The 12,174-nt window shown below is 41.7% G+C and carries 13 protein-coding genes and 1 pseudogene; 7 read left to right on the forward strand and 7 right to left on the reverse strand.

Annotated features, from left to right (window positions below; genetic code table 11):
• Positions 1-52: 52 nt before the first annotated feature.
• Together V6N89_RS15735 and V6N89_RS15740 are read right to left on the reverse strand one after the other, a co-directional pair.
• Positions 53-493 carry an SRPBCC family protein gene (locus V6N89_RS15735; RefSeq protein ID WP_338518394.1) on the reverse strand — a complete coding sequence of 147 codons (441 nt, stop codon included), beginning with the start codon at positions 491-493 and terminating at the stop codon, positions 53-55.
• A gap of 504 nt (positions 494-997) precedes the next feature.
• On the reverse strand, positions 998-1,471 hold the full coding sequence (locus V6N89_RS15740; RefSeq protein ID WP_338518395.1) for an MBL fold metallo-hydrolase: 474 nt from the start codon (positions 1,469-1,471) through the stop codon (positions 998-1,000).
• Between the two features lie 156 nt (positions 1,472-1,627).
• On the opposite strand from V6N89_RS15740, the gene V6N89_RS15745 reads away from it, so the two are divergent.
• Both V6N89_RS15745 and V6N89_RS15750 read left to right on the forward strand, forming a co-directional pair.
• A complete protein-coding gene (locus V6N89_RS15745) occupies positions 1,628-1,900 on the forward strand; it encodes a hypothetical protein (protein WP_346992928.1) in 273 nt (90 codons plus the stop codon).
• Positions 1,897-2,769: a helix-turn-helix domain-containing protein gene (locus tag V6N89_RS15750; protein WP_346992929.1), complete on the forward strand. Its 873-nt coding sequence runs from the start codon at positions 1,897-1,899 to the stop codon at positions 2,767-2,769. Before V6N89_RS15745 ends, V6N89_RS15750 begins: the two co-directional genes overlap by 4 nt.
• On the opposite strand, the gene V6N89_RS15755 is transcribed toward V6N89_RS15750, so the two are convergent.
• Complete coding sequence (locus tag V6N89_RS15755; protein ID WP_338518398.1) at positions 2,753-4,120, reverse strand: S41 family peptidase; 1,368 nt, start codon at positions 4,118-4,120, stop codon at positions 2,753-2,755. The genes V6N89_RS15750 and V6N89_RS15755 overlap by 17 nt on opposite strands.
• Positions 4,121-4,455: 335 nt before the next feature.
• Here V6N89_RS15755 and V6N89_RS15760 point away from each other — a divergent pair, with 335 nt between their 5' ends.
• Together V6N89_RS15760 and V6N89_RS15765 are read left to right on the forward strand one after the other, a co-directional pair.
• Positions 4,456-5,280 (forward strand): hypothetical protein, encoded by an 825-nt coding sequence (locus V6N89_RS15760; RefSeq protein WP_338518399.1) that lies wholly within the window; start codon positions 4,456-4,458, stop codon positions 5,278-5,280.
• A gap of 180 nt (positions 5,281-5,460) precedes the next feature.
• Entirely contained in the window at positions 5,461-5,598 is a 138-nt protein-coding gene (locus V6N89_RS15765) for a hypothetical protein (RefSeq protein WP_159495068.1), read from the forward strand.
• Between the two features lie 74 nt (positions 5,599-5,672).
• Here the strand turns inward: V6N89_RS15765 and V6N89_RS15770 are convergent, their stop codons facing one another.
• A complete protein-coding gene (locus V6N89_RS15770) occupies positions 5,673-5,915 on the reverse strand; it encodes a VOC family protein (RefSeq protein WP_346992930.1) in 243 nt (80 codons plus the stop codon).
• Positions 5,916-6,277: 362 nt separating this feature from the next.
• Here V6N89_RS15770 and V6N89_RS15775 point away from each other — a divergent pair, with 362 nt between their 5' ends.
• The 3 genes from V6N89_RS15775 (at position 6,278) to V6N89_RS15785 (ending at position 9,738) form a co-directional block, all read left to right on the forward strand.
• Complete coding sequence (locus V6N89_RS15775) at positions 6,278-7,789, forward strand: serine hydrolase domain-containing protein (RefSeq protein WP_338518402.1); 1,512 nt, start codon at positions 6,278-6,280, stop codon at positions 7,787-7,789.
• 233 nt (positions 7,790-8,022) lie between these two features.
• Positions 8,023-8,727, forward strand: a complete 705-nt coding sequence (locus V6N89_RS15780) for a hypothetical protein (protein ID WP_338518403.1) — start codon at positions 8,023-8,025, stop codon at positions 8,725-8,727.
• A 312-nt stretch (positions 8,728-9,039) separates the two neighbouring features.
• The gene (locus tag V6N89_RS15785; protein ID WP_338518404.1) at positions 9,040-9,738 is read left to right on the forward strand and encodes a hypothetical protein; all 699 of its coding nucleotides are present in this window, start codon (positions 9,040-9,042) and stop codon (positions 9,736-9,738) included.
• A gap of 135 nt (positions 9,739-9,873) precedes the next feature.
• Here the strand turns inward: V6N89_RS15785 and V6N89_RS15790 are convergent.
• The 3 genes and pseudogenes from V6N89_RS15790 to V6N89_RS15800 form a co-directional block, all read right to left on the reverse strand.
• Positions 9,874-9,996: pseudogene (locus V6N89_RS15790) on the reverse strand (IS30 family transposase); the annotation flags it as partial.
• Positions 9,997-10,082: 86 nt separating this feature from the next.
• Positions 10,083-10,721 carry a hypothetical protein gene (locus V6N89_RS15795; protein WP_346992931.1) on the reverse strand — a complete coding sequence of 213 codons (639 nt, stop codon included), beginning with the start codon at positions 10,719-10,721 and terminating at the stop codon, positions 10,083-10,085.
• A gap of 264 nt (positions 10,722-10,985) precedes the next feature.
• Positions 10,986-12,122: a serine hydrolase domain-containing protein gene (locus tag V6N89_RS15800; protein WP_338518408.1), complete on the reverse strand. Its 1,137-nt coding sequence runs from the start codon at positions 12,120-12,122 to the stop codon at positions 10,986-10,988.
• Positions 12,123-12,174: the final 52 nt, after the last annotated feature.

Consider the following 12,174-nt stretch of genomic DNA (forward strand, 5'->3'; position numbering starts at 1 on the left):
TGTGACAAAAAAAGAGGCGTGTTTTGCTAGGTCAGAAAAAACCTCCTCCGTTTTACCCCATATTCTCAATATGCTTAAGAATGCTACCAAAAGCGCGGCTGCCCACGTTTTGCACTTGTTTATCGAAATACAGACTTCCCAAAAGAAAAATCGAGATATGCCCTACTGAGCGCCAGGTGACATGGGTTTTACCGTCCTGTTCTTTCAGCGTTACCTCGCCAAGCTCATGATTATACGGCAAAGGCTTTGATTTAATGATCTTGTATCCCAACTTGTAAGGTGGCTCGTAGGCGACGATTTCTTCATGTAAATTGGCACCACCTGCGATAATTTCGCGCACTGCCCCCAAGCCGTTTTTATCTTCTTTACCTTCAACAATAAGCGTAGATTTATCTACCCCTTTAAACTGAGAATAGTTTGCGTGGTCGCTTAATGCTGCGAATACGTCTTCAATGGGCTTATCAATGGTCCGCTCTACGTGTATTGAGAACATCGTTTTCCTTACATCTAACGTTAATCATGACTACCACGACATACTATCTTAATTAGATGCTACACAAGAATTGATATTGCTGAGTGAGGGCAATAAGAACGCATGATTATACAACAAGGTGTTTAAACACTTGCGCTCAGAAAAATCTTATCAATCAAGGCTTTCATGGTCGATTTTACTTGGATTACTAATACTTCATTTCGTTTAAAAAGCACTTATGCCCTTTGCGGTAGCGAGACTAAAGCCTGATGAAGCGCAGCTTTTTTTAATTCAAAGGTTTGATTGGGCTGCGCATAAGCGACACCGTGTTTCGCGAAATGAATAGCATCATCGGGGCAACTATAGTGATACGCTACCAAACGATTAAGCACGCCTGGTTCGTATTCTCTTGTTAAGTCATCTAACCCAGAATGACTTGGGTTTCCTTTAACACTGCAATCATGAAAAATGATTTCGTGATTATTAACATGGTGATTAATGATTTCAGGAATGGGTCGCGTATCACTAGGTGTAAAAGAAAGCGCCGGGCATATGAAGTGAAAATGCGCTAGTTGGCGCGTGATGTCGAACGGGATAAATATGCAGTTTAATGCCTTGGTGAAAAAATGTATGTTGGACAGGCACTATGTTTAGCACGTCCCACACATTCTCATGGCCTTCTGCAAGTAACGTGTTTCCAAGAACACTCACAAGCGTAGAAACCAGCAAATGTGATATGTAGATTACTGGTTTTTTATTTGCGAAGCGCGCGAGAAAGTATAACTGCTCTAGCCCGCCAATATGGTCGAAATGACAATGCGTAATAAATACTGCGGGAGGTAGAGAAGTAGGGTAGCGTGCTTGATACCTATCTAACGTATCAAAACCGCAATCCACCAATAACCAAGGTGCATCGTTGTGTTCGATGATCATACTGGCATTACCCAGGGAGGTAGCTCGTGCGTTGCCTACACCTAAAAACGTAGCAGTTAAGTCCACAAAGCCTCCCATCTCATGTAGCGCATTACAATGAATAACGCGCTTTAATGGCAAGCAAGTGTCTAAACAATGATGTTTTTGTTACTGTTTACCAATTGAACTACATGGCTTAACGTAATGACTTATACATTCGATAACAAAGAGCGAATAAGTTAAATGGAGTTTTTAGATACCTCGTGGCGCACAGCGCTTATGCTGGCGATGGTGCTGCCCATGTGGGTTATCGCTCTTGCGTTAGCCATAAGAGACATAGAAACCATAGCTCACCGTTTCTTAGCTGCTTTTTTGTTTTTATTTGGCCTTAATTTAGTACCACAGGTAATTGGGTTTTCTGGCTTTTATCAGGCATTTCCTTGGCTTACCTTCGCGCCTTTCAACAATGAACTGTGGCTTGGCCCCTACTGCTTGCACACACTAGCGCTTTATTGAAAACACCAAAACACCGTTTATTCAAGTGGCTGTTTGCCCCGGGTGTTTTGCAAACCGTGTATTATTGCATTGCGTTTGTGGCTATGCCTGATTACAAAGACAAATGGGCATTTAACGATGCTGTGCACGAGCCCTACATTGTGCCTGTTGAAGTGTTGGTAGGAATTACACTTAGCATTTACTGTGTATGGAAAAGCTGGCGTTTGATTTCCATATATCAAACTAAGTTAGTTGACGTTCAAAGTAGTGTGGAGTCATTTAGCCCAACTTGGCTTAAGCGAGCCATCAGCCTGTTTTCAGCGCTCATGGCAATGTGGATAGCATTTGAGGTATACAATCAACTTATCGAAAACATGACCTATATTGATCAGTTTGGGTTTTATCTTTTATTTGCCACTATTGTGCTATGGAGTGGCATACAAGCCCTTTCCCAAATTAGAGAGCCCTACCCCGGCATAAACTGGAAGAAATACACGGAAAAACCTGATGTTGCACAACCTCAAAACAGCGATGAACAGTTAAGTGCCTTAGCGGTACGCATTGACAAAGCGTTAACAGAGCAACAGTGGTTCAGGCGCTCCAAACTAAGTATTAGCGACTTGGCGCGAGAACTTGGTACTAACGAGTCTTACGTGTCTCGTGCGCTCAACAACCATTTAAATAAGAACTTTAATCAGTTGGTGAATGAAGCGCGCGTTGAATACGCAAAGCAGTGTTTAACGCAACAAACCAACGGTAGTGTATTAGATATTGCCTTTGACAGTGGCTTTGCCTCAAAAGCCAGCTTTAATCGCTGGTTTAAACAATGCACTGGGCTCTCGCCCAGCGCTTGGCAATCACATCAACAAAGCATTAATGATGCGGCGTAAAAAGGCTGTGAGCCGTTTGCATCGCTCTGTCTTGCATCGTTAAGAAATCGTTCAGTTGTTCTGGTACATATATGTCAGGCATGGCCCCCACCCCGTCCAACGCGTTATCGATATTGTAGTGGTTACGAATAAGTGGAATACGTACCACTATCTTTGAGGTAGGAAGCGTTAAAAACGCCATAATGGTAGCGGTTGTTCCACCTTGATTGCCACCTGTTGCCTGGCCCACCAGCGTAACATTGGGTTGCTGCTGAATATGCGAGAGCAATGCTGCCGAAGCCGACGCATTGCTTTTACTTGTTAGCAGTATAATATCACCTTTAAAAGCATGCTTGGCAGGTTGCTGTAGCTTTGCATTAACGCCTAACGCATCTACTGGAATAGCCCGGCCTTTGGGCGTGAGCGGTAGCTGTGATTTATCAATATCAATGGCACTTCTATCCCAACTGTTAAGTTTGGCCGCTAGCGAACCTAATGGCTTAGCAGACAACCAGGCCCCGTCAACTAGGGTAAAAGGCACTTGATACAAATGACGTAAAAGCGCCATTTGCGCATCGTCACTGCCCCCGCCATTATTTCTTAAATCAACGATAAGGTGCGTAACTCCCTGCTTTTCAAAATCTGAGAATATCTCCTCGAATACGTGAAATGCATCAACAGGGTTGCGGTAGTTAACGAAGGTATCTACCGTGAGCACAGCGGTATTACCTTGTACGTTTACCTTAACTGCATCACTGAAATTTAGCCGATAGGGACGACCACTCAGACCAATCCAGTCATCAAATGAAATAGCCGACATGGAGGCCTTTACTATATTAGAGCCTTCGTTATTTTGTTTATACGTAACATCAAACTGGGTAACAAATGTATCTTGCTGTAGTACTACAGAAGAGAAAAATTGCTCAAAACTGGAGCCGAGTAAATCAAAGTTTTGCTCTAGTAATGCGGTAGTAGCATGGTCGGTGTAACCGTCTCGCTCAATGTAGGGAAAAAGCTGGCTGATGATTTGTTGAATAGGCACATCGTTAATTCTTAGCACCTCATCACCTCGTGATAAGCCAGAGGTGTCATGGGCAAATTCTACAAACATACGGTTATCGAAAATACGAAAGCGAAACGGCATAAACGCCTGTTTCTTTTGTTTTTCTAAATGAGGAGAAAACTCTGCTTTGGTATGTTCGCAGCGAAGGCCTACCAATAATTTAGACACCGCACTATAAAACGTCAGCTCGGAGGGCGCTTTTGCAACTACCATTTCGAGCTCTTTAAAAAGGCCGTCCTTCTCTGCTTCAGTTAAGTATCGGCTATAACCTGGGTGAGCCGTTTCAAGCGCGGTTTTTAACAACGACACATCGGAAGCGTAGTCTTTATTAGCAAAAGTAAACGCGCTGAAACAAGTTAGCAAAGCACACAATAAAATTCGTAAAAGCATAGTGGTATCTACATGTAGAGAATTGAGCTTTAAGCATGGCGAAGATACCAAAGACTAGCGACTCAATACCTGTAAAGCCTTGAAAATACGTATTTTGAGACGGTAAGGAGAAATAATTTTGGCACTAACAATAATAAACACAAGAAAACCGAGAGAATGACTTACTGTTCACAAATCAAATTTCTATTGATGACTCGACGCAAGTAGAAGCTGAACTATACTCTTAGCTTCTAAACTTTAAGAAAGGACTCACCATGATAAATAAACTACTCATAATAATTGTAACTTCCTTTGCTCTTATCGCCTGTCATCACACAGACAATGATAGAATAGCATCGCCCGATAAGAACTCAATTAAGCTTTCATCAATAGTAACCCAACTTCAAGTTGCCGTAGATAGCATGAAGGAGGCAGCAGCTCAAAACCCGACACTTCCCCCATTTGATAACGCTGAGGTAACTCTTGCGAATGTGATTGAACGAAAGTCTGAGGCTGGAATTGATGTTTATGTATCAATAGGTGGTTCGTTTTCATCAAGTATAGAGTCGTCTATAAAACTTACGCTCAAAAATAAGACCATTGAAGAAAAGGCGAAACAATTTTCTCCAATGCTTACAGAGAAATTTATGAGCTTGCCTGATTCAACTAAAAGTAAGGTTAAAGGTCCAGAAGAACTACTAGAGAAGTTTTATCTTGAACAAGAGCAAACAATGGATGACAAAATCCTTGCGTTTGAGCTCTACGCTTCGCAATCTCAAAAAGCTGAAGCTAGTAGTTTACGTTCAAGCTATGAAGCTTTCTCCGAATTCATAAATAACTTTTACGCCAGTAATGTAGCACCTGGCCGCGAAATTTCTGAGCAAATCATAGCAGCTCTCAATGCTGTGGCCAGCAATAGTAGCTTCGAAGCGAATTCTGTTGTAATCAACTCAAAAATAATTAAAACCAAAGAAGGGAACATCGGCCTATCAATTGGAATTTTGGACAAGGATGGCCTTTTAATTGATCACACTAAATCATCTAAGAAAACTGATACAGTGGCTCTAACATTTAAAAAGAAAGCCCCTAAAAACGAGTAAGACTAGCTTTTAAGCTATTTTCGCCTACTTGCTAAACTTTTGTTCATAAAAAGATGCATGAAGGATTAACAACTCATAAACAAAAATTAAAAATTATTGTCTTAAAATCAGCCGCATATCACTAAAAACTGCTGTCTATATAAAAGTATAATTTCCCTAGCAGTTTAAGAGGTATAAGACATGAGCAAAAACAGAGAAAAAGTGAGCAAAGAAACCGCCAAAGTTGTAGCAACAATGATGATACCAATGGTGGGGCTAGGCCTATTATGTTTATCAATAGGCGTTTATTTGATGAATAATGTGTTTACTGGAATTTAAGATTACAACTTAGCCCATCGCATACGACAGTATGCGTTGGGGTTGTAAGCACAGTGAGTTGCAGTAAATACACACTACCCAAAGAAGTTAAAACACACCTTGTTTCCATCTAGGTCTCGCACATACCCACCGTAAAACAGTTTTGGAACACGCTGCCCCGGTTCACCGTCGCACGTAGCGCCGAGAGACAGCGCTTTTTGATACATGGCGTCTACTTTTTCTTTGCTACCTGGCGCTATTGCAAACATATTGCCGTTACCCGGATGCGGATCTTGTTCGTCATAAGGAATACACACGGCCACCATCGGCTCTTTCATGTTCTTCCCAATGTACTTGATTCTGTCCATATTAACCAAACGCTTAACGCCAAAATCTTCTAACAGTTTCTAGTAAAACTGTGCAGCAGCTTCAATGTCTTTTGTGCCTAATGTGATGTAATTAATCATTGTGAACCCTTGTTGATTGCTTTTGTCATTTGCCAAATAGTTACGGAAAACAAGGGGAAAAGTTCGCACTGTGAGCTTCAATCACTGGGCGCTTATTTATAACAACCAGTCATTGCCATCAAAAGAGTGCTTGCTTTGCTACTACTGCATCGCAGCAGATTAATTGACGGGGTAGCTATAGCAACGTAGTCTGAAGTTACTTAAAAAAGAAAACGCGTAATGGAATACTTCTGATGAAACCAACCAAGACACTTACTGCCTTAACACTTTCTTTTTGCCTTTCATCACTTTTAGGCTGCGTGGAACCTGAAACCTTAACGGCCTCCCCCTCGCCTGCCGAAGAAACACAAGAAGCCAATCTTTTAAAAACGGGGCTAGCAGGTCGAATTCGCATTGAAGGGCAAGCGGTTGATTTCCAGTCTTTAGAACAACGACAGGCGCATTACAAGGTGCCAGGGGTGTCTGTCGCATTTATGCGAAATGGACAGATAGCCTGGACCATGCAAAGTGGTGTTAAAGACGTAACCTCAGAGTTGGCGGTTGATGAAGACACAGTATTCCAAGCAGGCAGTATTTCTAAGCCCGCATTTGCAGCAGTATTGATGAAGTACCGCCAAGATAATCCTATTGATTTAGATACTGACGTTAACAACTTGCTTACCAGCTGGCAATTACCCGAACACGAATGGACTGGCCAAGAAGTGGTGTCGTTACGCCGATTATTAAGCCACACGGCGGGTACCACAGTGCACGGCTTCCCTGGTTACGCCGCTGGTGAGCCAGTGCCAACTTTGCAGCAAGTGTTAGAAGGCACAGCGCCTGCAAACACCAGCGCAGTAGTTGTTGATATTAAGCCAGGCACGCAAATGCGTTATTCAGGTGGCGGCACTACACTAGCTCAACTTGCCTTGCAAGACGTAGCTAATGAACCTTTGCCGACTATGTCGCAACGGCTTTTGTTTAAACCTTTAGGTATGACACGTTCAGGATACGAACAACCCCTAACAACAAACCTATCGAACAATATGGCTACCCCGTACGACGGTGACGGTTCGCCAATTAAAGGGGGTGCACATACCTACGCCACACTAGCAGCGGCAGGCATGTGGAGCACCCCATCAGACATGTTGAAGTTGGCAAACAGTGTTCGCAGTGCGTATTTAGGGCAAAAAACAGACTGGATATCGCAAGCTACTGCACAAGAAATGTTAACCAACAATACGCCAAGTATTGAGCCACCTAATGTAGGAATAGGCTTTTTCATCAATATGGATGACAACGGGGAAATTCTAGGCTTTGGCCATGGTGGCGCAGATGCAGGGTTTATGTCGCAGCTTTATATTGAGCTAGATACTGGCAACGGCTACGCCATTATGACTAACGGCAATAACGGTAGGCAGTTAATAACTGAACTAGAAATACGTTTAAAAGAAGCATTAGACGTAGGCTATTCGGAAGCTGAAATAAAAACACTATTACCTATTAGCCAAGACGAACTAAGCCAGTACGTTGGCACCTATGCAGTGACAAAACCAGTTATTGTTGATGTGGTGTTAGAAAAAACAGCCAATGGCTTTGTGCTTAACGCATTACCTTACGTTGAAAACGAGGAGTATTTTCATGAGGGTGAAGGGCTATTTTTTGCGAAAAATGGCAGCAGTATTCGTTTTGAAATGGATGAAGAAAATGGAATGGTTAAGGCGCTTGTGATGGATGGGAATATTCGGGGTGCTAGGAAGGAGTAGTTTGTAGGGTGTGAACCGATAGATGGCTCTGGACTTTTTTGTGCAAGCTGGCGCCGTTAATACATTCAAAGTCAGTAGGCTTCTATGTGCGTAAAACGGCTGCTGGCTAATCGTAATTTTAAAACCAAGTATGAGTTAAAAGCAGCCCTAGTCAAAAGGTTTCAATCCACTTCAAAGTATGGCTATTATATGTTTACAGAACTGGTGGCATTCATTCTTTAATTCGGAGAAATATGCGCAGTATTTTTTACCTAGACACATCAGCTCTAAATTTTCTTGCTGACAACATAAAGGACTTTAGTTTTCTTGCTGGGATGAAAGAGAATTTAAAGTTTGAGTTGTTTTTGTCTCCGGTAAGCCTCTGGGAAGTGCTTCTTAGCTCGAATGCTAAGCGTAGAGACTACCTTATTTACTGGGCTCAGTTTAATTGTGCTAGCAAGCTAGTCAAGTCCCCCACGGAAGTTATCATTGAATATATAAAACAGGGCTGTCCTGTTAAGGATAGAAAAATATTCCTAGATGCCCCTTACTCAAATTCGGAGATGGGGGCAACTTGGGAATACATTCATGGAAAAATTGACCGTACTATTCCAGTAGATTTTAACGAGTTAAAAGAGAGAGCTGACGGAATTAGACAACTTTCAAAAAATTTGAAGAGAATCATTAATGATATGAGTAATGACTCTCTAAAAAATTATGAGAACGATCCATTTCATGTCGCCATGATTATGGCATTGGGAAAACTAGAACTTCGCCTGGAGATAGATAAAAAAGCCGAGCGCACCTACAAAATAACACTCGTATTTATCTTCTTTTTCGTTTGTACTGGCTTTGAGCTACAGAACGGTATTGTTAGCGAATTTTGGAATGAAAAAGGTATTGAAGACCCTTTTGAAAGACTGGATTTCATAATTCAAAATCATTCTGTGCTGATGTAAGAGGGCCCGTTTTGGAAATGGCTGTGATGGCTGAAACTCAACTCCAAATGGATAACTCCAAGAGTAGAGGCCTAATTCACGACTGTATGCATACGATATATTGTTACTATGCTGACAACGTAATAACCAGCGATATTCACTTTGAACGTCTGCGAGATGATGTAAATCACCCAGTATTCGAAAGAATTATTATGACCTCTCAGATTCAAGAAATTTGGGAGCTGGCTATGAACAAACTAACAAATCAAAGCACGCAGAGAGCGTAAACACTGCCGTTTTTTAAAGTGTTAGCCTCCAAAGGAATATAAGGCCTTGTATAGAATAATTAACTATTTGGCTTTCATCGGTTGTATTATTTGGATCTTTCTAGATCAAAGCCCAGAGCCAGTAGTAGTACTTCTGCTTACAGTTGCAGGTTTTTTCCGTGATGACATTCATGGCGTTATAGGTAAAAACGTTTTTACGCTAACTCCAAAGAACCAGCTTATTCGAGACCTCGAATCGGCTAGATACTCCTTCATTAGTCCAGAGTTCATCAACCCTCAAATATTGAATGATTTATCTGGTTGGCTTAGTGATACGGGTGACCAAATCGTATCTATCAATATTTCCGAATCAAATGATTCAAACCGGTATTATGGTGATGTTACTTCGGAGGAAACAGATGGTTATCCTATTGTCACTTCCTCTGCTGAAGAAGGCTGGGTGTCGTATAAGTACATCGGTAATTCATTTAGTGGAGTTCACATTGTCCAAACTTGGAGTAATGGTGGTGGTTCTGGTGTCTATACTAAAATTTTACTAGTCACATTAAGCTCAGATTCAACACTGGAGTCAAATGGAGTTAGTTACAGTAAAAAACCTCGATACGTCATAAAGTTAGTGGGCTCATTACCTCTTGGTGATAGGTATCAAGGGCAAGTGAAGTATAGGTTTGGCATTCTTTCAATATCTCCATGTGAAGGCATGAAATCACTCAGAGAGTCAGGCTCGAGAATTCTCGTAATATAAGGCTTACAGAGCACTGCTGTCGGATAAATTTTCCGCTGCACTCAAATTCTGGCACCTAACGTGACGTTTCACCGTCTGCTGTTAGTCTCTTGATGCCAGCTAAAGCTGGTTGTAGGTCAACTGTGTACCTTGAGCTCAATCAATGGGTACAAAACATCGGTTAAATTTCTGTGCTGGTGTTTCATAGTCTAACGTTTTTCTTGGTCTTTCGTTAAGTTGTCTCGCTACATTGCTAAGTTTTTGTTGGCTGTGTTCTGAGCTTAGGTATGGGTACCAAATGGTGAGTAGAGCTTGTTTACGAAAATTGGAAAAAGCCACCAGAATATTGTAGTGGCCTTTATATACTAATACGGTACTTTAACGGGAATGCTCGCGCCGAAACTTGGTGTTGTGACATTCATTATTGCACCGGGCTCTGGCTTAAAGTCCGAGTTATTAATGTCAATTATCAACTGTGTCTGTACCAACATTTCGCAATCGTCTCTTGGTGATGTATCTACGATACTGATTATATACTGGGGAGGGTTTGACTTTCTCATTTTGCCGTCGCACTCAACTTCAAAGTCATGTTGGAGACACCCACCTGAATATTGAAGGTCAACAATGAGATGACCGCTCTGTTCGTCGATACTCGCACCTACCGGCGTAACCATGTTGAACGTTGAATCTGAGTATTTCTCAATGACACCTACCTTCATCAAAACGACTTCTTCGATAGGCTCATGATCTTGTGGGAAAAGTATTCTTACGCCATTCGCATCTTCTTCTGGCATCTCTGCATAGACTGAAAATGGTGTCAGCATGGCAGGAACAAAGGGTGCCATTTTATAGGTTATGGCATAGTCATATATACCATTGGCAGGTTTGTCAATATACACCATAAACGAAACAAAAACTTCCGTTCCACCATAAGCGGTATGGCCGCTGATGACTACTTTGTTTTTATCGGTAATATCAATTGATGTTACATACACTATAGACATTAATCTTTCCTTTTAATGATGTGATTCAGATTGCCATGGATTGGCAGTACCACAATAAATTACAACTGGTTAAAATGCGAGCAATTGTTTGTTTCATGAACAGCAAAGAAAGGGGACAGTCAAAGTTCTGTCGTTATAGTCGGCTGTGTACGTTTTCCGGACCTTCAGCATTGCTTTATCAGCTAATTTGTAACTAACAGAGACGCGCTAAGGAAATTAGTAGCGATCAACATTCGTTTTAAGTAAATGTCTGTTGATAACACACTATTCCAAACACTTAGACTCGTTGAGATAACCAATCAGTATCTTTGCCATTCTTCCACGCATTTTCCAAAATTGATCGGGTACATAGTTCGTCGCGAAGGCAATAGCAGCTTTGCATTGAGGAATAACGAGTAGATAAGCTGTTGATGCCTTATCAGTTACGCCTCCGTGGTGAAGCACGGTAAACAAGTTCTCATCTGACTCATCAAGTTGTAGCTTGCCTACCCGCCATCCAAGGGAGTAATTATCATCGTTTACCTTTCCACTTCTCAGTTTCACGGGGGTTGATAGAAGTCTTTGTGCTTCTTTAGAGAGATATTCTTCGTCAAACGTTGCGCGTGCCATATTAACTAAGTCTGTTGGTGTTGAGATAAACCCACCCCCACCAAACAAAAAGCTGCGATCTCTTTTCTTTACCGACTCTGTGTAGTGCTGGCTGTCTTGATAGTCCTGATAATAAGTGGCTTCATTGTCCTTTCCAGCAAAAGATGTATCGTGTTCAGTGCTGTTCATATCAAATGTTTGCCACAAAGATTTGTTGAGAAAATCAACATAGCGTTGCTGAGCTGCATTCTCTATTACAGCAGATAAGAGAATGTAACCATTCGAGGAGTAGAGGTATTCACTTCCGGGACTTGTTAGTAATGGATGTGAATCAAAAACATAAAACGCGTCCTTAGGCCTTTCGTGATCCTTCACCTCTTCAAATTCGGCAATAGCTCGTTCAGGCGTATTATGAGGAATGCCTGAGATATGTGCGGCAAGTTCTAGAACGCTAAATGAATCTGCATATTCAAGAGCATCCACGTAGTCGCTAACAGGGCTAGTTAAGTCAATTTTTTTAAGGTCGGCGAGTTTAACAAGAGCCAATCCGGTCATGGGTTTTGCCAGACTTCCCACGGAATATTGTGTCTTGATAGTTGCAGGACGGGATGTATTTACGTCAGAAAACCCAATTGCCTGCGCAAACGCAATCTCATTGTTTAAAGATATGGCAACAGACAGCGAGGGAAGCGTAAATTCATCCCGCAACGCTTCCATTTTATCTAAGGTACTGTCATGTTGCGGTTCACTACTTATCCCGCTGACTGAATAGATAACTGTGCATACAAACAATAGTCGAACAGCCGTTTTCATAATGATTTTCCTTTTAATTTTTAAATCTACTGCTTTGGTTTGATAAGCATGA

It is taken from the genome of Alteromonas gracilis (assembly GCF_036870955.2).
Classification (GTDB): domain Bacteria; phylum Pseudomonadota; class Gammaproteobacteria; order Enterobacterales; family Alteromonadaceae; genus Alteromonas; species Alteromonas gracilis_A.